We start from the raw sequence: 20,847 nt of genomic DNA on the forward strand, positions 1-20,847 counted from the left end.
CAGACGACAGTCGGCGCTGGGTTTTGCTGTTTCTGTTTCCTACACCGGCCTCTTCGCGGCGGTTCGGCGCGAAGAGGCGCCCGCTCCCACAGGGATATCGCCGCCCTTGAGGGCAGTGCAGTACCTGTGGGAGCGGGCGCCTCTTCGCGCCGAACCGCCGCGAAGAGGCCGGTGTAGGAAACAGAAACAGCAAAACCCAGCGCCGACTGTCGTCTGCACTGAACCAAAAATAGGTATTTGAAGAGAGAAAATGGCAGGGGCGGCTGGATTCGAACCAACGCATGGCAGGATCAAAACCTGCTGCCTTACCGCTTGGCGACGCCCCTGTATCGGATGCAGCTGATGCTGCCCTGACAATTCCAACTGAGTGACAACTGGGTTGTTGTCTTGGAATGCGCGGCACTTTAACACATAGATTCGCCCTGTAAACCCCCAACGTGAAAAAAAATGCTTTAAAACAGCAAGTTAGTGCTTCCGAGCGGTTTTCATGGCCCGTCAGGGCAACCACCCGTCGTTTTTCCACCGCCTCGCCTCAACACAATCGCATTCCTCCCTTCCAATCAGATAAGCGAACTGCATTGACCAAGGAGGACACCATGCCCGTTTCCCACGACCTCTACCAGGACCTGCACTACCCGCGCGAAATCGTTCAGCAGCGGCGCCAGCAGGACAAGGCCCTGGACCGCCTGCTCGACGAGTACATGGACATCGACAACCAGGTGCTGGCCGCCGAATCGATCTCGGCCGGCAATTTTGTCGACGAAGACCTGCGCCACCTGAAAGAACGCCGGTTGACCGTGAAGTACATGATCGAGCGCCAGCTGGAGCGCAAGGCCTGAGCTAACCCTTCAGCAACGCCAGTGTGCGCAAGTCCGGTTCACCGCCATAGAACTGCACCAGGCCAAGCGGGAACAGCGGATGGTCAGGCGCCGCTTGGCCGAACAGGGTCAGGCACGAGCGCAGCTTGAGATCGTCGGGGCTGCCGAGGATCTCTCGGGCGCTCTTGTCGCTGTGCTGCACCAGGGCGGTCACGCAGGCTTCCAGCCGTGGCCCCAGCACTGGATGAGCGAGATAGGCACGGGCCTCGTCGAGGCCGGACAGCGCATAACGCTCGGCCATGATGCTGTGGCCCAGGCCGTCGAGTTGCGGGAACACGAACCACATCCAGTGGCTGCGCTTGCGTCCGGCCTGAAGCTCCTGCAGGACCTGGTCGTACACCCGGTCCTGGGCTTCAACGAAACGTTCGAGCTTGAAATCGGCAGGCATGGCCACGACTCCTCTACTTGGCTCATCCTCCTAGCCTACGCCTGTTCGACCGACCTATCGCGCCAGCCGATCATTGCCCGGCACTTTATCTATTGGTCACAATGGCCGCCCTCGGGCAAGCTGCACGCTGCCCTGCCTTTGCCCAAGGAGCTCAGCTTTTGTCTGCCTGGATCCCTTCCCCGCTGCGCCAGCTCGGCCAGCGCTTGCGTGGTGCGTCATCCCACCAGAGTGAACTGCTCGGCTGGTTCGAGGACAAGGCGCACAGCCGTGGCTATCAGCTCAGTGACGGCCAGCGCCGGGTCATCGACAGCATGGCCGGGCAGCTTGCGCATCTTGAGGGTGGTCAGTCACGCAGCCTCTATCTGCATGGCTCGGTCGGCCGCGGCAAGAGCTGGCTGCTCGATGGCTTTTTCCAGGCGGTACCGGTAGCGGCCAAGCGGCGCCTGCACTTCCACGACTTTTTCGCCCGCCTGCACCAGGGCATGCACCAGCACCGCCTGCTGGACGATGCCTTGGGCGCCACCCTGGACGAACTGCTGGGTGACTGCCAGGTGCTGTGCTTCGACGAGTTCCATGTGCATGACATCGGCGATGCCATGCTGCTCACCCGACTGTTCAACGCCCTGTTCGCCCGCGGCATCTTCCTGTTGGTGACGTCTAACTACGCACCTGAAGGGCTGCTGCCCAACCCGCTGTACCACGAGCGCTTCCTGCCGGTGATCCGCCTGATCAACAGCTCGATGGACGTGCTTGAAGTCGGTGGCGACACCGATTTTCGCAGCTTGCCGGCCAACCGCGAGCACCAGCGCTTTACCCAGGGGCACTATGTGTGGCCGGGGGATGCGGCGCAGCGTCAGGCGCTGAAGGTGCCGGATGAACAACCGGTGGTGCTGGAGGTGAACAAACGGCCGTTGCGCGCCCTGGCCATTGATGGCCGACGCGTGGTGCTGGCCTTTGACGACCTGTGCGAGAAGGCCACGGCAGTGATCGACTACCTGGTGCTGGCCGGCCAGTACGACGAGTGGTTCATCGATGGGCTGGATGATCTGTCGGAGTGTTCGCTGGCGGCGCAGCAGCGCTTCGTCAACCTGGTGGATGTGCTGTATGACCAGGATCGGCAGGTGACCGTGATCGGGCGGCGACCACTGGAAGAAAGCCTCGGCGGGCCGCTGGCCGACCTGATGCGGACCCGGAGCCGGTTAGGGCAGCTGCATCAGGCTGGACCCGAAAGCTTTATTGCCTGACCCGGCCTCTTCGCGGCTAAAGCCGCTCCCACAGGGTCAGCGCCGTCCCTGTGGGAGCGGCTTTAGCCGCGAAGTGGCCGGAACAGGTCAACCCATCAGCCAGCCCTTGGCAAATCCGCCAGCACCGCCTCGATCTCCCCGAGCACCGCCGGGTCATCCAGGGTCGAAGGCGGCACATACGCCTGCCCATCGGCAATCTTGCGCAGCACCGCCCGCAGGATTTTCCCCGAGCGGGTCTTGGGCAAGCGCTTCACCAGGCGCACCCGGTTGAAACACGCCAGCGCGCCGATTTCCTCACGCACGCTGCCCACCAGTTCCACCAGCAACTGCGCCTCGGCAATGCTCTCGCCATCCTTGAGCACCACCAGCGCCAGCGGCACCTGGCCCTTGATCTCGTCATGCACACCGATCACCGCACACTCGGCCACCGCCGGGTGGCGGGCGACCAGGTCTTCCATCTCGCCCGTGGACAGCCGATGCCCGGAGACGTTTATCACGTCATCGGTGCGGCCCATGATGTAGACGAAGCCATCCTCGTCCAGGTAGCCGCCGTCACCGGTGTGGTAGTAACCCGGGTAGGTCTGCAGGTACGCCTGCAGGTAGCGTTCATGGTCGCCCCACAGGGTCTGGCTGCACCCCGGCGGCAGCGGCAGGGCAATGACGATGGCGCCTTGTTGATCAGGGCCCAACAGATGTCCGTCATCATCCAGCACGCGCACGTGATAACCCGGCACCGCACGGTTGCTCGAACCCGGCCGCGCCGCACTGCCCGCCAGCCCCACGCAAGGCGCGGTCACTGGCCAGCCGGTTTCGGTCTGCCACCAGTGGTCGTGCACCGGTTTGCCGGTGACCCGTTCCAGCCACTCATGGGTGCTGGAATCGAGCTTTTCCCCGGCCAGGAACAGCTGGCGCAGCGAGCTCAGGTCATGCTTGCGGATCAGTTCGCCATCCGGGTCTTCCTTGCGGATCGCACGCATGGCAGTCGGAGCGCAGAACAAGGCATTGACCTTGTACTGCTCGACCACCCGCCAGTAGGCCGAGGCGTCCGGCGTGCGGATCGGCTTGCCCTCATAGAACACCGTGGTGCAGCCGCTCATCAGCGGCCCGTAGACGATCAGCGAATGGCCGACCACCCAACCGACATCGGAAATGCCCCACCACACGTCCCCGGCCTGCATGCCATAGATATGACGCATCGCATAGCACAGGGCGACCGCGTTGCCACCATTTTCGCGGACGATGCCCTTGGGTTTGCCGGTGGTACCGGAGGTGTACATGATGTATAGCGGGTCGCCGGCATCCAGCTCGACGGGCGCCACCGGTTCGGCGCTGGCCAGCGCCTGCTGCCAGTCCAGGTCACGGCCTGGCTGCAGCTGCGCACGGGCCTGGGGCCGTTGCAGCACCAACACATTGCGGGGCTGATGGTGGGCCACCTGCAGGGCGCGGTCGACCAGCGGCTTGTACGCGATCACCCGGTCGAACTCCAGGCCACAGGACGCGGTGAGCAACAGCGTCGGCCGGGCATCATCGATGCGCAGTGCCAGCTCGTTGGCGGCAAAGCCACCGAACACCACCGAATGCACCGCGCCGATTCGTGCGCAGGCGAGCATGGCCATGGCCGCCTGGGGCACCATCGGCATGTAGATAATCACCCCGTCGCCCTTGCCCACGCCCAACTGCCGCAGCAGGCCTGCCAGGCGTGCCACTTCGTCGCGCAACTGGTGATAGGTGAAGGCCTGCTGCACACCGGTCACGGGGGAATCGTAGATCAGCGCCAGCTGCTCGCCGCGGCCCAGTTCGATCTGCCGATCGAGGGCCAGGTAACAGCTGTTCAGGCGGCCGTCAGCGAACCAGCGGTGGGTGCCGTCGGGGTTGTCCTGCAGGGTCAGCGAGGGCTTGCGGTACCAGGCCAGGGATTCGGCCTGTTCGGCCCAGAAGGCAGCAGGGTCGGCAATGGATTGGGCGTAGCTGTGCTGGTAGGTCATGTTGATGAAAACCCGGTACTTGTTGTTATTGAAGGGCGAAGAGTGAGTATGGCCCGCCACACCGGGGCCGCCATGGGACTAAAGTCACAACGGACCTGCAAATTTGCAGACAAGGCAAAATTGCCCCTGTCCATGACCCAGAATGGTGCAAAGCTTCTAGAATAGGCCACCCTCCCCGCCACAGAGCAGCTCATGGACATCGATCAGGCCCGAACCTTCCTGGAAATCGTGCGTTGCGGCAGCCTGGTCGCCGCCGCCGAACGCCTGTTCGTGTCGCAGACGGCCATCACCGCCCGCGTGCAACGCCTGGAGCAGCAACTGGGTTGCCAGCTGTTCGTGCGCAGCCGCAACGGTGCCAGCCTGACCAGCGACGGCGAGGCCTTCGTCAGCTATGCCAACCAGCTGGTGCAGACCTGGGAAGCGGCACGCCGCGACTTGCCACTGCCCGAAGGCTGCCAGCAAGTGCTGCATGTGGGCGCGGAAGTGAGCCTGGGTAACCCGATGTTGCTCGACTGGGTCGGCGCCCTGCACCGCGAGCTGCCCAGCCATGCCATCCGCAGCGAGGTGAGCGATGGCGAGTCGTTGCTGCGCAAGGTGGAAATGGGCCTGCTCGACGCCGCACTGGTGTACCAGCCGACCTACGGCCCAGGGCTGCAGGTGGAGCAGTTGATGGAAGAGAAGCTGATCCGCGTGCGGCGGGTCGATCAACCCGAGCCGTATATCTACATCGACTGGGGCGAAGCCTTCCGCCGCCAGCATGACGCCGCCCTGCCCGACTGCGCACGCCCGGCGCTGAGCTTCAACCTCGGGCCGTTGGCCCTGCAGTTCATCCTCGACCAGGGTGGCAGCGGATATTTCCGGACCCGCGTGGTACAGGCCTACCTGGAGACCGGCGTGTTCGAGCGCGTGCCACAGGCGCCGGAATTCACCTATCCGACCTACCTGGTCTACCCGCGCAAGCGCGACAGCGAGGCCCTGCAGCAGGCCATCGCGGTGCTGCGCCAGCTGGTGGCCGCCGGCGCCAGCGATTGGTCACAACGCTGGGACCCGGTTATCTGAGGCAGCGCTGGCAGCACTGAGCAACTGGCGCTTGAGGCCGGCGATCAGGTCGGTCTGGGTGACCACACCAACCAATTGCTCGCCGTCGAGCACCGGCAGGCAGTGCAGGCCCTGCTCGCACAGCAGCGGCAGCAGGCGCTCCAGCGGGTGCTGGCTGCTGACGCTGACCACCCGCCGGCTCATCACCTGCTCCATGCGCACCGCCTTGCGGCCGAACAGGCCACGCCAGCTGAACTGGCCGCGCTGCATGGCCGGGCCGACCAGGTCACTGAGGCTGACAATGCCCACCAGCTTGCCCTGCTGAAGCACCGGCAAGGTTTTCAGGTGGTGGTCGGCGAGCATCTTCCAGGCCTGCTCCAGGGTGGTGTCCGGTGTAGCGAACTGCACGTCGCGGGACATCACCGCCCCGGCAGTGATGCCGCCGAGGCTGCGCTGCAGCGCATGCTGCTCGGTGGCAAGGATGATGCGCTCCAGCTCGTCGCGGGTGACGTCGACAAATTCGCCCAACTCTTCCAGGGCCTGATCCAGGTCGGCGCCACGGATGCCCACGCGCTCGCTGGGCAGCGGGTCGTGGGTGTGGTGCAAGTCCTTGCGCGGCGCCACGCCTTTCGGATAGCGCACGCCTGTAAGGCGGTTGTAGATCACGGCCACGGCCACCAGGATCAGCGCGTTGAGCAGCACCGGTTCAAGCAGGTGATCGCCCATGGCCGTCAGCCCCGGGTCGGCCAGTACTGCGCTCACCGCCACACCACCACCGGGTGGGTGCAGGCAACGCAGCAAGCACATCACCAGGATCGAAACCCCCAGGGCAACGGCCGCCACCCACAGTTCAGGGCCGAAGCCCTGGCGCATGGCCAGGCCGACCGCAGTGGCCAGGGCATAGCTGCCAAGCACTGGCCACGGCTGCGCCAAGGGCCCGGAATGCACGGCGAACACCAGCACCGCCGAGGCCGCCAACGGGCCGAGCAGGTGCAGGGCAATGCCCGGGCCATAGGCCAGGCTGGTCAGCCAGCCGGCGAGGAACAAGCCGAGCAAGGCGCCGATACCGGCACGCAACCATTGTTTTGGGGGGATATTCAGGGGCGCTGGCAACAGCCGCTGCAGACGACCTTCGGAACGCATGGCAGACATTTAGGTAATCGGGATCTGTGGTTTTTCTGATTAAAAAGAAAGCCCAGCCGAAGTGGCCTGGGCCTCGCATTGCGGATGCAATAGCTCAAGGGGGCTCCGTCCGTGGAGAGATGGAAACCGCAGGGTTTCGTGTGGGGGATTGTGCCGGGCGGGGGGAGATTGGGCTAATTCAAAAAAATGCGGCTGTACTGCAATTTTTTTGCAGTGCTGAGCGGTAACGGCACTCTGCCTAACACTGCGTTCATGCGCTCCTCACCAATTAATGACATTTCAGCGTCTACGCTGCCGGCTCTTCAAGTAACTGCCGTGAATACCCGTGGCTCAAGCTTTTCAGTGGAGCAAGCGCATGAGGCAACAGCACGACCAACTGACCGCAAGCCTGAACCGGCGACGCCTGGTCGTCCCCATGCGTTACAGGTTGCTACTGGCTGTATCGGCGTTAATGGCGCTGGCGTCGTTGGCCTACCACTATTGGCCGCGTTCGCCTGTAAACCTCGCACAAGATGGCAACATGACCAGCACGGGGTTGTATGCCAGCTGGAAAGCAGGCGATGTGATCGTGCTGGTTCGGCACGGCGAGCGCTGTGACAGTTCAAGCAATGAGTGCCTGGGCCCCATGGACGGCATCACGGTCGTTGGCAGCGCTGTGTCGACGGCTGTCGGCCAGTCATTCGAACGACTCGGCCTGGAGAGCACCGACGTGTTCGCCAGCCCCACCACACGCACCGTTCAGACCGCGCAATCCATGTTCGGCCCCTCGGCGAGCACTCAGAGCTGGCTTTACGACTGCGATGAAACGCTGATCGATCAAGCCATTGCCCACAAGAAGGACAAGCGCAACCTGATCCTGGTTACCCACAGCGGCTGCATCAGCAAGATCGAGACGTTGTACGGCTATCCTCGCGCCCCTAAAAGCGAATACGCCAGTGCTCTGTTCATTGCTGTGAATAGCCAGGGCAAAGCATCTCTGCGCGGGATACTGAACCACGAGGACTGGGCAAACCTTCCCACTCCCATGCATTAGAAACACCGTTTCAAGCAAGGGTGGCATGCAGGCGCGTCCTCCTCCTGAGGCGTTTACGAAAAGTGCCTGCGCGAAGCTTCGTATAAACCCAGAGGGCCTGTCCCTTGTCTTCGGTCCATGGTAATGATCTATCGAGCACCCTTGCTGCTATGCCTCCTCGCAGTGCTGTTCTTTCTCGGCTTGGGCAACCACCAGCTCCAGAACTCCACGGAGCCCCGCGTGGCGGGCATCGCGATGGAGATGCACCTTAGCGATAACTGGGTGACCCCGACGTTGAACGGTGAGCCATTCCTGGAAAAGCCGCCGTTGAGCGTCTGGCTCGGTGCTTCGGCGATCGGGATGTGGGGCGCATCGCCGCTGACGGTCAGGCTGGCGTCGGCCTTTGCGGGACTGTTCTGCGTAATGCTGCTGTACACCATTCTGATACGCACCGGGCGCCCGGCAGCTGTTGCGTGGTGCGCTGCATTCATACTGGCGACCTCCGCCAGCTTCTGGGCCAACTCGCGGCAAGTGGGCGAGGACGCACTGTTGACGCTTGGCGTGACGACGGCGTTGATGGCCTACTTCCACGTAAGCCAGCGTGCGCGATCCGGTTCTTCAAACCTCGGCTTGTGGCTATTGTTCACGTTGGGGATTGTGATATCCACCTTAAGCAAAGGCGTTCTGGGGCTGGCGATGCCAGGCGTAGTGATTTTCGCCTGGCTGATCTGCGAAAGCGTACAGCAGAAACGGTGGGTGGCCGGGGACTGGCTCCGTCCGGCGATGTTCACCCTGCTGGCGCTGATACCGCTGTCGATCTGGTTGTACTTTCTCTACCAACAGGGCGGTACAAAGGCACTTGAGGATGTGCTGTGGAACAACAGTGTCGGCCGTTTCAGTGGCTCATTCGTGGAAGCAGGTCATTATGAGCCCTTCTATTACTATGCAGCCAAACTGCCTGAAGCGTTCTTGCCTTGGAACCTGCTGGTTTATATCGGCCTGTGGCATTTTCGCAAGCAGCTAGTTGCCAATCGTCACTTGATGTTTTTCAGCCTCTGGCTGTTCGCGCAGTTTTTCCTGCTTTCCCTGGCCTCCAGCAAGCGCATGGTGTATCTGATGGCACTGACACCTGCTGCAGCAGTGATCGCGGCAGAGTATGTGTTTGTACTGGGAACACGACTGCGTGAGCGCAGTGCCCAAGCGGGCTATGCAGCATTTTTGACACTCAACCACAAGGTACTGACCGCGGCAGGGGTCGCGCTACTGACGATCGGATACGTGATGGCAGCGTTATGGCTGGTCCCCAGAGCGGACACGCAGTTGTCGTACTTGCCATTGACGGAGGAGATCCACACCCTTCAGCTCGAAGGACGCAAAGTTGCGTTGTTCCAACCCAGCGAACGCCTGGCCGGCGCCAGTGTCTTCCACAGCCAGAGCCTGCTCGATACGCTGACGTCAGAGCCGCAGCTGATGGCCTTTCTGAACAGCGCTCCGGTGAATGTTGCCATCATGGAACGTTCATCAGTTCCCCTGCCACCACTTGTCGTTATCGACAGTTTCAAGGTGGGGGGCCGCGTTTATGATTTCGTCGCTGACGTTGATTCGGCTGGGAACAACTGACGGGGCCAGAGTCCCAGCCATGGAATACGAAGTTTGCCGGGCAGAACGGTTTCTGGGCCTTGGCTAGCGCAACTGCAATTGGCGGACCTACCTTGCAGCACTAGCGAGCCTTGCGCGGTAGCTCGATGCTGACCCGCAACCCGCCCAGTGAGCTTTCCAGCAGCGCCAGCTGCCCACCCCAGGCCTCGACGATATCGCGCACGATCCCCAGCCCAAGGCCATGCCCATCGACCTGCTCGTCCAGCCGCGAGCCGCGCTCCAGCACTTGCAGGCGCTGGCTTTCGGGAATCCCTGGGCCATCATCATCGACCCACAACTGATAGCCCTCGTCCGTCGGCGCAATCCCGAGCCGCACTTCGCTGTCGGCCCACTTGCAGGCGTTGTCCAGCAGGTTGCCGAGTAGCTCCAGCACGTCTTCGCGGTCCCACGGCAGCAGCAGCCCCGGCGGCACATCGCGCGCGAGCAGCAAGCCTTCGCCATGGATCATACCCAAGGTTGCCAACAAGCCCGGCAGCTCGGCATCACAATCGAACTGCGCCCCCGGCAAGGCATCGCCCGCCAGGCGCGCCCGGTTCAGCTCGCGGGCCAGGCGCTGCTGAATTTGCTCCAACTGCTCGCGCAGCTGCGCCTGCACCTCCGGGAGGCCTTGCAAGCGCTCGCTAGACGCCAGGCTGAGCAGCACCGCCAGCGGTGTCTTCAGCGCATGGCCGAGGTTGCCCAGGGCATTGCGCGAGCGGCGCAGGCTGTCTTCGGTGTGGCTGAGCAAGTGGTTGATCTGGTCCACCAGCGGTGCCAGCTCGCTGGGCACCTCGGCATCGAGCTGCGAGCGCTGGCCTTGCTGCAGCTGGGCGATCTGCTGGCGCGCGCGCTCCAGCGGGCGCAGCGAGCGGGTGACGGTGATGCGCTGCAGCACCAGCACGATCAGTAACGCCACCAGGCCCATGCCCAGGCCGATCTGTTGCAGACGACGGAAGCCCTCACGCACCGGCGAGTAGTCTTGCGCCACGCTGATCGAGATGTCCTGGCCCAGGCGCCGGTAATCGGCGCGCAAGGCCAGCAGTTGCTGCCCTTCCGGGCCCAGCTCGTGGCTGTCGGACAGCCCCGGCGCGGCCGGCCTGGGCATGTCCAGGTCCCACAGCGAGCGCGAGCGCCAGGTGCCCTGCTCGAAATCGATACGGAAGTAGTAACCGGAGAAAGGTCGCTGGTAAGCCGCGGAGATGCGCCGCTCATCCAGTTGCAGGCCATTGGGCCCGCGCACCAATGCCACCAGCAGGTTTTCGCTCTCCTTGCGCAGGCCGTTTTCCAGGTAGCGCTGCAAACCCGCTTCGAACAGCCACAACGTGAGCTGCGCGAGCACCACCCCGACCATTACCAGCACGGCGACCAGGCCCAGGCTCAGACGCGCCTGGATGGATTTCATCCGCCGCTCCCGGCATAGATGTAGCCTTGCCCGCGGCGTGTCTCGATGACGCTGCGGCCCAGCTTGCGCCGCAGGTGGTTGACGTGCACCTCCAGCACATTGGAATCGCGCTCGGTCTCGCCGTCGTACAGGTGCTCGGCCAGGTGGCTCTTGGACAGGATCTGCTGCGGGTGCAGCATGAAATAACGCAACAGGCGAAATTCCGCCGCCGTCAGCTGGACATCGACACCGTCACGGCTCACGCACTGGCGGCTTTCATCCAGGTGCAGGCCTGCAGCTTCCAGCGTTGGCTGGTTGGCCAGGCCCCGGGCACGGCGCAGCAGCGCCTGAATGCGCAGCTGCAATTCCTCGGGGTGGAAGGGCTTGCTCAGGTAATCGTCGGCCCCGGCTTTCAGGCCTTCGATCCGCTCTGCCCACGAGCCTCGCGCCGTCAGGATCAGCACCGGCGTGGCCAGGCCGCCGGCACGCCACTGCGCCAGCACTTCCAGGCCCGGCAAGCCCGGCAGGCCGAGGTCGAGGATGATCAGGTCATAGGGTTCGCTCTGGCCCTGATACACCGCGTCTCGGCCATCGGCCAGCCAGTCCATGGCATATCCCTGGCGCTGCAGGCTGGTGGTCAGTTCGTCGGCCAGGGGCACGTTGTCTTCGACAAGCAACAGGCGCATGTCAGTCGTCTTCCTCGTCTTTGAGCAGGGCACCGCTGCTGGCATCGAGCTTGATCTCGCGCACCACGCCGTCGTTGGTCAGCAGCTCGACTTCATATTCGTAGCGGCCGTCGTGTTCTTCCAGCTCGGCCTCCAGCAGGCGCGCCCCGGGGTAACGCCCCAGGGCGGTTTCCAGCAGTTGTTCGAGCGGCAGGATGACGCCCTTCTGGCGCAGCTTCAGGGCCTGGTCCTGGTCCAGGTCGCGGGCAATGGCCAGGGAGCACACGGCCAGCAACGACAACGCCAGGTATCGCGCCGGCCGGGGTAAGTGGATCATCAGCTGTCCCGCTCGTCCTTCAGCACTTCGCCGGTCTTGGCATCCAGGTCGACATCCCACTCGACGTTCTGCGTGTCGCGCAGTTCGACCTTGTAGATATAGCGGCCGTATTCGTCTTCCAGCTCCAAGTCGGTGACGGTGGCGCCTGGGTGCTTGGCCACGGCGGTGGCCTTGAGTTCGTCCAGCGACTTGATGGTCTTGGCATTGACCAGTTTGACCACTTCGTCCGGCTGGACGTCCTTGGCGAAAGCGGCATTGGCGCCCAGGGCAAGGGCGGCGGCGGTGAACAGGGCAGTCAAGGTTTTCATGGTGGCTCTCCTGAGCGACGTTCAAGTTGTCTACGGGGTTAAGACTAACCAGCGGTCCTTAATTCAACCTGAAAACAGCTGGCGCCATGATAGCGCAGCTGTAACGCTATCAAGCCCCTATAATGACCGGCTTGTTACTTGCGAGATCCGTGATGAGCGCCATTCACATCAAATACCCTGCACTCACCTTCAAGGCTGGCCAGCGTGCGCTGCAGCAGATTCGCGAACGTGGTTTGCAGGCGGCCGATGTGGGCGTGCTGCCAGGTGCTGCGGGCGGCCCCAAGCCTTTGGGCATCCAGGGCCTGGACCTGGCACTGTTCGGTGAATGGCTGCCTTCGGCACCACGGCAACGCGCGCTGATCGGCGCCTCGATCGGCTCCTGGCGCTTCGCCAGCGCCTGCCTCGACGACCCGGTCGCCGGCCTCCGCCGCCTGGGCGAACTGTATACCGAACAGGACTTCGCCAAGGGCGTCACGCCCGCCGAGATCAGCCGCAGTTGCCAGCGCATGCTCGACGACCTGCTGCAGGGGCGCGACGGGCAAATCCTCGCCAACCGGCACTACCGCCTGAACATCCTGGTGGTGAAGAGCCACGGCCAGCTCGCGCACGACCATCGTGGTCGCCTGGGCATGGGCCTGGGTTCGGTGATCGCCAGCAACCTGCTGGGGCGCTCGCGCCTGGCCCGGCACTTTGAACGGATCATCCTGCATGATGAGCGCAGCGTGCCGCCACTCGATGCGCTGACTGACTTCCCCTCGCGCTGCCTGCCACTGGACCTCGCCAACCTGCGCCAGGCCCTGCTCGCCTCGGGCTCGATCCCGATGGTGATGGAAGGCGTGCGTGACATTCCCGGCGCCGGTGCTGGCACCTACCGCGACGGCGGCCTGCTCGACTACCACCTCGACCTGCCCTACCGCGGTGACGACCTGGTGCTGTACCCGCACTTCACCGACAAAGTGGTGCCCGGCTGGTTCGACAAGGCATTGCCCTGGCGCAAGGGTGACGCCACGCGCCTGCAGAACGTGCTGCTGATGACGCCCTCGCCGCAGTACCTGGCCGCCCTGCCCTTCGGTAAGCTGCCGGACCGCAACGACTTCAAGCGCTTCATGGGCGACGCGCCGAGTCGCAAGCGCTACTGGTACAAAGCCATTGCCGAAAGCCAGCGGCTGGGTGACGAACTGCTCGAACTGATCGCCGCCGGGCGGTTGCACGAACGCCTGCAAGCCTTGTAGCGGCCATGCTGGTAGACTGCGCGCATTATTGATTCACACAGAGTTATGACGCGTGGAAATTTTTAAAGAGTTCACCTTCGAGTCGGCCCACCGCCTGCCCCACGTTCCTGAAGGGCACAAGTGCGGCCGCCTGCACGGCCACTCGTTCAAGGTCGGCCTGCACCTGACCGGCCCGCTCGACCCGCACACTGGCTGGATCCGCGACTTCGCCGAGGTCAAGGCGATCTTCAAGCCGATCTACGAGCAACTGGACCACAACTACCTGAACGACATCCCAGGCCTGGAAAACCCCACCAGCGAAGTGATCGCCAAGTGGATCTGGGAACAGGTCAAGCCACTGATGCCGGAGCTGTCGAAAGTGCGCATCCACGAAACCTGCACCAGCGGCTGCGAATACACCGGCGACTGATACTCATGGGCGTGGGCCTTTGTGGATGATTTTCATGGAGACCCGCCCTGGTGTGCCGCCACCGGTATACAAGTAGGGGCGACCGAACTGCTTGTAACGGTTCATCGGGTAACCGCTAGGTGCAATGAAGCGCAAATTGCACACGAGTTGATTCTGTACCAGCCCCAAAGAGGGCAACCCCTCGATGCGCCACATCCGGGAACGGTGATACCAGTTTTCGATCACCCGTTCCTGCCCGGCATCGTGGGCACAGTCATACATCCCGACGTATCCCGCAAGGTTGTCATCCTCCATGAGAAACTGCCGTCTCTGGAACTTATCGTCCACGGGGCGAATTTCGTAGTATTCCTTGGCCCCTCTGCGGTACAGGCCAAACCATAGCATCACGCAACGGACGTGCGTTGCCACGCTCCTGATCGGAGCCCTGGATGAGGCAATCTTCGAGCCCTCGGGCTCAGTGCGCACCCAGCCATCCTCACCATCGCCGCTGTAGAACTGCACCCAGATCGGCGCCAGCTGCGGCGCGGCAAAGTCCCAACTTTCCTGGCTCAGGGGTGTGCTCGAAAGCTGCCACCAGCATTCAGCGTAGAAGGAAGAGTCAGGGTCATGGACATAGACGTTTTTCATGGCTCGCTACCTGGCAATGGTCAAGCGAGTACGCTATGCCAGGGCAGTACCTGCAAGCAGAGGGAAGTCGATCTAGAGCAGGTCGCCCTTGAGAAAGGCCGGTGCGATGTAACGCTGATAATGGGCTTCGGACAACAGGAAGAACTCACGGTCAATGGCGTCACGCAGTTGCGGCAACTCCCAATCGCGAAACTCCGGCAGCAGCACCATGCCGTAGGCTTCCAGATCACGGATCATCCGCGCCCCACGGGCGATCAGCTGGTAGGCCCAGCAGTATTCCGACTGTTGCTCGACGAAGCGGATCGAACGCTGCTGCAGCTGCTGGCGCAGCAGGCCTTTGTCGAACACTTCGAGCTTGGCCATCATCACCTGCACCAGCAGTTGCTCCAGACGCAGCCAGACGGCACGCTTCTGCTCGTCGTCATAACCGTTCCAGTTGATCACTTCGTGATGGAAACGCTTGCAGCCACGGCATACGGTGTCCCCGTAAACAGTGGAACAGAGGCCGACACAAGGGGTCTTGATGGACTGGTTGGACATTGAAAACAACGGCTTGGCGGTGGAACACGGGGTCATGTTAGCCCTTTGTCTAACCAGGGTCACCCGTTAAAGTCATGATCGCTGCCTTACCTTCGGGCATTTTTTGCCGTAGAATCATCCCGCCTTTTCAAGGCAACAATGTCCGTTGGAAGCTGTTTTCAAAGCGTCACGAGCACAGTTCATCCGGTAGAACGGCGTTGGCCCGGGCCATGCATCCCTCGCATGCCCGCGCCAGCCCTCATCAGCTCCCGTTCTGCAGGCGTAAAACTTTGAAAGCAGCTTCTGTAAGGATTCTTTGCGACTCTGGCTGGGCGGCCCACAAAGCCGTGGCAGCGCATGGGTGCATTGAATGCTGGATGAGCGTCCCGGACTCCCTTTAGGGACCACTGATGAGGGTAATAACTGTGCTTGAAGCCTACCGCAAACACATCGAAGAGCGTGCCGCCCTGGGTATCGTGCCCCAGCCGCTGAACGCCGAACAAACTGCAGGCCTGGTCGAGCTGCTGAAAAACCCGCCAGCCGGCGAAGAAGCCTTCCTCGTAGACCTGATCACCAACCGCGTTCCACCAGGGGTCGACGAAGCTGCCTACGTCAAGGCCGCTTTCCTCTCCGCCGTCGCCAAGGGCGAAGCCAAGTCGCCACTGATCGACCGCAAGCACGCTGCTGAACTGCTGGGCACCATGCAGGGCGGCTACAACATCGAGACGCTGGTCGCGCTGCTCGACGACGCCGAACTGGGCGCCGTCGCGGCCGAACAGCTCAAGCACACCCTGCTGATGTTCGATGCCTTCCACGACGTGGCCGAAAAGGCCAAGGCCGGCAACGTTCACGCCAAGGCCGTGCTGGACTCCTGGGCTGCCGGCGAGTGGTTCACCTCGCGTCCGGCCATCGCCGACAAGTACACCCTGACCGTGTTCAAGGTGCCTGGCGAAACCAACACCGACGACCTGTCCCCTGCTCCGGACGCCTGGTCGCGCCCTGACATCCCGCTGCACGCCCTGGCCATGCTGAAAATGGCCCGTGACGGCATCGAGCCGTCGCAGCCAGGTTCGGTCGGCCCGCTGGCACAGATCGAAGCGGTCAAGGCCAAGGGCTTCCCGGTAGCCTACGTCGGTGACGTGGTCGGTACCGGTTCCTCGCGTAAATCCGCCACCAACTCGGTGCTGTGGTTCTTCGGCGACGACATCCCTTACGTGCCGAACAAGCGCGCCGGTGGCTTCTGCTTCGGCACCAAGATCGCCCCGATCTTCTACAACACCATGGAAGACGCCGGCGCCCTGCCGATCGAATTCGACTGCACCAACCTGGCCATGGGCGACGTCATCGACGTTTACCCGTTCAAAGGTGAAGTGCGCCGTCACGGCAGCGACGAGCTGGTCACCGAGTTCGCGCTGAAAACCGAAGTGCTGCTGGACGAAGTCCGCGCTGGCGGCCGTATCCCGCTGATCGTCGGCCGTGGCCTGACCGAAAAAGCCCGTGCCGAACTGGGCCTGGGTGCTTCCGACCTGTTCAAGAAACCAGAGCAGCCAGCCGACACCGGCAAGGGCTTCACCCTGGCGCAGAAGATGGTAGGCCGTGCCTGCGGCCTGGCAGAAGGCCAGGGCGTGCGCCCAGGTGCCTACTGCGAGCCGAAGATGACCACCGTCGGTTCCCAGGACACCACTGGCCCGATGACCCGCGACGAGCTGAAAGACCTGGCGTGCCTGGGCTTCTCCGCTGACCTGGTAATGCAGTCGTTCTGCCACACCGCGGCCTATCCGAAGCCGATCGACGTCAACACCCACCACACCCTGCCAGACTTCATCCGCACCCGTGGCGGCGTGTCGCTGCGTCCGGGCGACGGCATCATCCACAGCTGGCTGAACCGCATGCTGATGCCTGACACCGTGGGTACTGGTGGCGACTCGCACACCCGCTTCCCGATCGGCATCTCGTTCCCGGCCGGTTCCGGCCTGGTGGCCTTCGCCGCCGCCACCGGCGTCATGCCGCTGGACATGCCAGAGTCGATCCTGGTGCGCTTCAAGGGCAAACTGCAACCAGGCATCACCCTGCGTGACCTGGTGCATGCCATCCCTTACTACGCCATCCAGAAGGGCCTGCTGACCGTCGAGAAGAAAGGCAAGAAAAACGCCTTCTCCGGCCGCATCCTGGAAATCGAAGGCCTGGACGACCTGACCGTCGAGCAAGCCTTCGAGCTGTCCGACGCCTCGGCCGAGCGTTCCGCTGCCGGTTGCACCATCAAGCTGCCAGAGAAGGCCATCGCCGAGTACCTGCAGTCCAACATCACCCTGCTGCGCTGGATGATCGGCGAAGGCTACGGCGATGCCCGCACCCTGGAGCGTCGCGCCCAGGCCATGGAAGCCTGGCTGGCCAAGCCTGAGCTGCTGTCGGCTGACGCCGATGCCGAATACGCCGAAATCATCGAAATCGACCTGGCCGACGTGAAAGAGCCTGTGCTCTGCGCGCCGAACGACCCAGACGATGCCCGCCTGCTGTCCTCGGTACAGGGCGAGAAGATCGACGAAGTGTTCATCGGTTCGTGCATGACCAACATTGGTCACTTCCGCGCTGCCGGCAAGCTGCTGGACAAGGTCAAGGGCGGTATCCCGACCCGTCTGTGGCTGGCTCCGCCAACCAAGATGGACGCCCACCAGCTGACCGAAGAAGGCTACTACGGCATCTACGGCAAGGCCGGTGCGCGCATGGAAATGCCAGGCTGCTCGCTGTGCATGGGTAACCAGGCACGTGTGCAGACCGGTTCGACCGTGGTCTCCACTTCGACCCGTAACTTCCCGAACCGTCTGGGCGACGCCACCAACGTGTACCTGGCCTCGGCCGAGCTGGCTGCCGTCGCTTCGATCATCGGCAAGCTGCCGACCGTCGAAGAGTACATGCAGTACGCCAAGGACATCGACAGCATGGCTGCCGACGTCTACCGCTACCTGAGCTTCGACCAGATCGCCGAGTTCCGCGAAGCGGCTGCCAACGCCAAGATCCCGGTGGTTCAGGCGTAAGCATCGGTTGTAGGCTGTAAAACAAAGCCCCGGCAGAAATGCCGGGGCTTTTTTGTCTCCTGTGCTGGCCTCTTCGCGGGACAAGCCCGCTCCTACACAGGCAATGCAATTCCTGTAGGAGCGGGCTTGTCCCGCGAAGAGGCCAGCACAGGCAACCTCAGATCACGAACAGATCTACAAACCTGTGCACCGCCATCTGCTCCAGCTGCTGCTGGTCCTTGCACAACTCGAAAATCTGCTGACACCGCTGCCGCACAAAACGCGTCGCCAGGTTTTCCCTGAACTTGGCCTCCAGCAACGGTATCCCCTCCTCCCGCCGCCGCCGATGCCCGATCGGATACTCCACCGACACCTGCTCGGTGCTGCTGCCATCCTTGAAGAACACCTGCACGGCATTGGCAATCGAACGCTTGTCCGCCTCCAGGTATTCGCGGCTGAAGCGCGGGTCTTCGACCACCTCCATCTTCTCGCGCAGGCGATCGATGCTCGGGTGGTTGGCATGGAAGGCATCTTCATAATGCTCGGCCACCAGGCGACCGAAGATCAGCGGTACCGCCACCATGTATTGCAGGCAATGGTCACGGTCAGCGGCGTTGGCCAACGGGCCGCGCTTGGAAATGATGCGGATCGCCGATTCCTGGGTGGTAATGACGATGCGGTCGATTTCATGCAGGCGGTTACGCACCAGCGGGTGCAGGGTGACCGCCGCCTCGCAGGCCGTCTGGGCGTGGAACTCGGCCGGGAAGCTGACCTTGAACAGCACATTTTCCATCACATAACTGGCCAAGGCTTGCGGCAGGCGCAGCTCATACTGGCCGGCTGGCTTTACCGCCAGGTCCTTGTTGGTGTGACTGAACGAGACGTCATGGAACCCCCACTGCGCCGCCGTCAGCACCCCGGGAACGCCCATTTCGCCGCGTAGCGCGATATCGGCCAGGCGCACGCCGCGGCTGGAGGCGTCGCCAGCCGCCCAGGACTTGCGCGAGCCGGCGTTGGGCGCATGGCGATAAGTGCGCAGCGCCTGGCCATCGACGAAGGCATGGGACAAGGCTGAAAGTATCTGCTCGCGGTTGGCACCCATCAGCCGAGCGCACACGGCGGTCGAGGCCACCTTGACCAGTATCACGTGATCGAGGCCGACACGATTGAAGGAGTTCTCGAGCGCCAGCACGCCCTGGATCTCGTGGGCCATGACCATGGCTTCGAGCACCTCGCGCATCAGCAGCGGTGCTTCGCCACTGGCCACCCGCTTCTGTGACAGGTGATCGGCAACCGCCAGGATGCCGCCAAGGTTGTCCGAAGGGTGCGCCCATTCGGCGGCCAGCCAGGTGTCGTTGTAGTCCAGCCAGCGCACGGTGCAGCCGATGTCCCACGCCGCCTTGACCGGGTCGAGGCGATAGGCGGTACCAGGGACACGCGCGCCATTGGGTACCACGGTGCCTTCCACCAGCGGGCCGAGGAGCTTGGTACATTCAGGGAAGCGCAGGGCCAGCAGGCCGCAGCCGAGGGTGTCCATCAGGCAGTTGCGTGCGGTGTCCAGGGCTTCAGGGGATTCGACCCGGTATGTCAGGGCGTAGTCGGCGAGGGTTTGCAGCACCCGGTCGTAGTCCGGGCGGTCGTTCAAGTCCACGTTGGCGCTCATAGCCAGCTCCCTTCAGAATTGCCGGGGCTGCGATGCAGCCCTTCGCGGGCTTGCCCGCTCCCACAGGGATCACACTGACCTTGAAAGTTGTGCAATACCTGTGGGAGCGGGCGTGCCCGCGAAGGGCCGCAAAGCGGCCCCATCAACTAAAGCCGAGCGCCAGTGGTGCGTTAGAAGCTATCGCCAGGCACGCGAACCCAGCCCTCCATCAGCACGCGAGCACTGCGGCTCATGATTGCCTTGGTCACCGTCCACTGGCCATCCACCTGGCGCGCCTCGGCCCCGACCCGCAAGGTGCCGGACGGATGACCGAACCGCACGGCACTGCGCTCGCCCCCGCCCGCAGCGAGGTTGACCAAGGTGCCCGGAATGGCCGCAGCGGTACCGATGGCCACGGCTGCGGTACCCATCATCGCGTGGTGCAGCTTGCCCATGGACAACGCACGCACCAGCAGGTCGATGTCACCGGCCGCAACCGCCTTGCCACTGGACGCAGTGTAGGTGCTCGGCGGCGCAACGAAAGCCACCTTCGGCGTGTGCTGACGCCCGGCAGCCTGGTCGACATGCTCGATCAGGCCCATGCGCACGGCGCCATAGGCGCGGATGGTCTCGAAACGCTGCAGCGCCTTTGGATCGCCGTTGATCGCATCCTGCAGCTCGGTACCGGTGTAACCGATGTCGGCGGCATTGACGAACACGGTCGGGATGCCGGCATTGATCAAGGTCGCCTTGAAGGTGCCGACACCTGGCACTTCCAGGTCGTCCACCAGGTTGCCGGTAGGGAACATCGCCCCACCATCGCCATCCTCGTCGGCGGCTGGATCAAGGAACTCCAGCTGCACTTCGGCGGCCGGGAAGGTCACGCCGTCGAGCTCGAAGTCGCCGGTCTCCTGCACCTCACCTTCGGTGATCGGCACATGGGCGATGATGGTCTTGCCGATGTTGGCCTGCCAGATGCGCAGGGTGGCGATGCCGTTGCGCGGAATGCGCGCCGGGTCGACCAGGCCGTTACTGATGGCGAACGAGCCGACCGCCGCAGACAGGTTGCCGCAGTTGCCGCTCCAGTCGACGAAGGCCTTGTCGATGGCGACCTGGCCGAACAGGTAATCGACATCGTGCCCGGGCTTGATGCTCTTCGACAGGATGACCGTCTTGCTGGTGCTCGACGTGGCACCGCCCATGCCGTCGATCTGCTTGGCATAAGGGTCGGGGCTGCCAATGACTCGCAACAACAAGGCGTCGCGGGCCGGGCCTGGGACCTGGGCCGTTTCCGGCAGGTCCTGCAGGCGGAAGAACACGCCCTTGCTGGTGCCGCCACGGATGTACGTGGCGGGGATTCTCACTTGCGCTACATGTGCCATGTTCA

General features: G+C 63.1%; 19 protein-coding genes and 1 tRNA gene. 8 read left to right on the top strand and 12 right to left on the bottom strand.

Translation table 11 applies throughout. The annotated features are described in order from the left end of the window. Positions 1 to 251 precede the first annotated feature (251 nt). Positions 252 to 326: transfer RNA gene (locus tag J7573_RS09210), tRNA-Gln, on the bottom strand. Between the two features lie 270 nt (positions 327 to 596). Here J7573_RS09210 and J7573_RS09215 point away from each other — a divergent pair. Further along, the gene (locus tag J7573_RS09215; protein WP_027593905.1) at positions 597 to 839 is read left to right on the top strand and encodes a hypothetical protein; all 243 of its coding nucleotides are present in this window, start codon (positions 597 to 599) and stop codon (positions 837 to 839) included. Between the two features lies 1 nt (position 840). Here the strand turns inward: J7573_RS09215 and J7573_RS09220 are convergent, their stop codons facing one another. Beyond that, the gene (locus tag J7573_RS09220) at positions 841 to 1,266 is read right to left on the bottom strand and encodes a DUF1810 domain-containing protein (protein WP_294333311.1); all 426 of its coding nucleotides are present in this window, start codon (positions 1,264 to 1,266) and stop codon (positions 841 to 843) included. A 158-nt stretch (positions 1,267 to 1,424) separates the two neighbouring features. On the opposite strand from J7573_RS09220, the gene zapE reads away from it, so the two are divergent. Continuing rightward, positions 1,425 to 2,510 carry a cell division protein ZapE gene (zapE, locus tag J7573_RS09225; RefSeq protein ID WP_294333314.1) on the top strand — a complete coding sequence of 362 codons (1,086 nt, stop codon included), beginning with the start codon at positions 1,425 to 1,427 and terminating at the stop codon, positions 2,508 to 2,510. Positions 2,511 to 2,605: 95 nt separating this feature from the next. Here the strand turns inward: zapE and J7573_RS09230 are convergent, their stop codons facing one another. Next, entirely contained in the window at positions 2,606 to 4,495 is a 1,890-nt protein-coding gene (locus J7573_RS09230; protein WP_294333317.1) for a propionyl-CoA synthetase, read from the bottom strand. 192 nt (positions 4,496 to 4,687) lie between these two features. On the opposite strand from J7573_RS09230, the gene J7573_RS09235 reads away from it, so the two are divergent. Next, entirely contained in the window at positions 4,688 to 5,554 is an 867-nt protein-coding gene (locus tag J7573_RS09235) for a LysR family transcriptional regulator (RefSeq protein ID WP_294333320.1), read from the top strand. Here the strand turns inward: J7573_RS09235 and J7573_RS09240 are convergent. Continuing rightward, positions 5,528 to 6,685: an HPP family protein gene (locus tag J7573_RS09240; protein WP_294333323.1), complete on the bottom strand. Its 1,158-nt coding sequence runs from the start codon at positions 6,683 to 6,685 to the stop codon at positions 5,528 to 5,530. The two genes, J7573_RS09235 and J7573_RS09240, sit on opposite strands and share 27 nt — an antisense overlap. 346 nt (positions 6,686 to 7,031) lie before the next feature. Between J7573_RS09240 and J7573_RS09245 the strand changes: the two genes are divergently transcribed. Next, entirely contained in the window at positions 7,032 to 7,709 is a 678-nt protein-coding gene (locus J7573_RS09245; RefSeq protein ID WP_363263494.1) for a histidine phosphatase family protein, read from the top strand. A 123-nt stretch (positions 7,710 to 7,832) separates the two neighbouring features. Further along, positions 7,833 to 9,308: a phospholipid carrier-dependent glycosyltransferase gene (locus J7573_RS09250; protein ID WP_294333325.1), complete on the top strand. Its 1,476-nt coding sequence runs from the start codon at positions 7,833 to 7,835 to the stop codon at positions 9,306 to 9,308. A 100-nt stretch (positions 9,309 to 9,408) separates the two neighbouring features. Here J7573_RS09250 and J7573_RS09255 read toward each other — a convergent pair whose 3' ends face one another. Genes J7573_RS09255 through J7573_RS09270 form a run of 4 tightly spaced genes read right to left on the bottom strand, consistent with a single transcriptional unit; the run spans position 9,409 to position 12,017 of the window. Next, the gene (locus tag J7573_RS09255; RefSeq protein ID WP_294333329.1) at positions 9,409 to 10,728 is read right to left on the bottom strand and encodes a sensor histidine kinase; all 1,320 of its coding nucleotides are present in this window, start codon (positions 10,726 to 10,728) and stop codon (positions 9,409 to 9,411) included. After that, complete coding sequence (locus J7573_RS09260; RefSeq protein WP_294333331.1) at positions 10,725 to 11,393, bottom strand: response regulator transcription factor; 669 nt, start codon at positions 11,391 to 11,393, stop codon at positions 10,725 to 10,727. The genes J7573_RS09255 and J7573_RS09260 overlap by 4 nt, the downstream gene beginning before the upstream one ends. 1 nt (position 11,394) lies before the next feature. Next, positions 11,395 to 11,709 carry a PepSY domain-containing protein gene (locus tag J7573_RS09265; protein WP_294333334.1) on the bottom strand — a complete coding sequence of 105 codons (315 nt, stop codon included), beginning with the start codon at positions 11,707 to 11,709 and terminating at the stop codon, positions 11,395 to 11,397. After that, positions 11,709 to 12,017 carry a PepSY domain-containing protein gene (locus J7573_RS09270; RefSeq protein WP_294333337.1) on the bottom strand — a complete coding sequence of 103 codons (309 nt, stop codon included), beginning with the start codon at positions 12,015 to 12,017 and terminating at the stop codon, positions 11,709 to 11,711. Before J7573_RS09270 ends, J7573_RS09265 begins: the two co-directional genes overlap by 1 nt. 152 nt (positions 12,018 to 12,169) lie before the next feature. Here J7573_RS09270 and J7573_RS09275 point away from each other — a divergent pair, with 152 nt between their 5' ends. After that, positions 12,170 to 13,249 carry a patatin-like phospholipase family protein gene (locus J7573_RS09275; protein WP_294333340.1) on the top strand — a complete coding sequence of 360 codons (1,080 nt, stop codon included), beginning with the start codon at positions 12,170 to 12,172 and terminating at the stop codon, positions 13,247 to 13,249. A 52-nt stretch (positions 13,250 to 13,301) separates the two neighbouring features. Beyond that, complete coding sequence (gene queD / locus J7573_RS09280; protein WP_043202104.1) at positions 13,302 to 13,658, top strand: 6-carboxytetrahydropterin synthase QueD; 357 nt, start codon at positions 13,302 to 13,304, stop codon at positions 13,656 to 13,658. Positions 13,659 to 13,661: 3 nt separating this feature from the next. Here the strand turns inward: queD and J7573_RS09285 are convergent, their stop codons facing one another. Beyond that, the gene (locus J7573_RS09285) at positions 13,662 to 14,285 is read right to left on the bottom strand and encodes a hypothetical protein (RefSeq protein WP_294333350.1); all 624 of its coding nucleotides are present in this window, start codon (positions 14,283 to 14,285) and stop codon (positions 13,662 to 13,664) included. 72 nt (positions 14,286 to 14,357) lie between these two features. Next, entirely contained in the window at positions 14,358 to 14,825 is a 468-nt protein-coding gene (locus tag J7573_RS09290; RefSeq protein ID WP_294333659.1) for a DUF1289 domain-containing protein, read from the bottom strand. Positions 14,826 to 15,229: 404 nt separating this feature from the next. Between J7573_RS09290 and acnB the strand changes: the two genes are divergently transcribed. Further along, positions 15,230 to 17,839 carry a bifunctional aconitate hydratase 2/2-methylisocitrate dehydratase gene (gene acnB / locus J7573_RS09295; RefSeq protein WP_294333662.1) on the top strand — a complete coding sequence of 870 codons (2,610 nt, stop codon included), beginning with the start codon at positions 15,230 to 15,232 and terminating at the stop codon, positions 17,837 to 17,839. Positions 17,840 to 17,996: 157 nt separating this feature from the next. On the opposite strand, the gene prpD is transcribed toward acnB, so the two are convergent. Further along, entirely contained in the window at positions 17,997 to 19,481 is a 1,485-nt protein-coding gene (gene prpD / locus J7573_RS09300) for a 2-methylcitrate dehydratase (RefSeq protein WP_294333352.1), read from the bottom strand. A 170-nt stretch (positions 19,482 to 19,651) separates the two neighbouring features. Next, the gene (gene prpF, locus J7573_RS09305) at positions 19,652 to 20,842 is read right to left on the bottom strand and encodes a 2-methylaconitate cis-trans isomerase PrpF (protein WP_294333354.1); all 1,191 of its coding nucleotides are present in this window, start codon (positions 20,840 to 20,842) and stop codon (positions 19,652 to 19,654) included. Positions 20,843 to 20,847 lie beyond the last annotated feature (5 nt).

The sequence above is a fragment of the Pseudomonas sp. genome, assembly GCF_017744435.1.
Lineage (GTDB): Bacteria > Pseudomonadota > Gammaproteobacteria > Pseudomonadales > Pseudomonadaceae > Aquipseudomonas.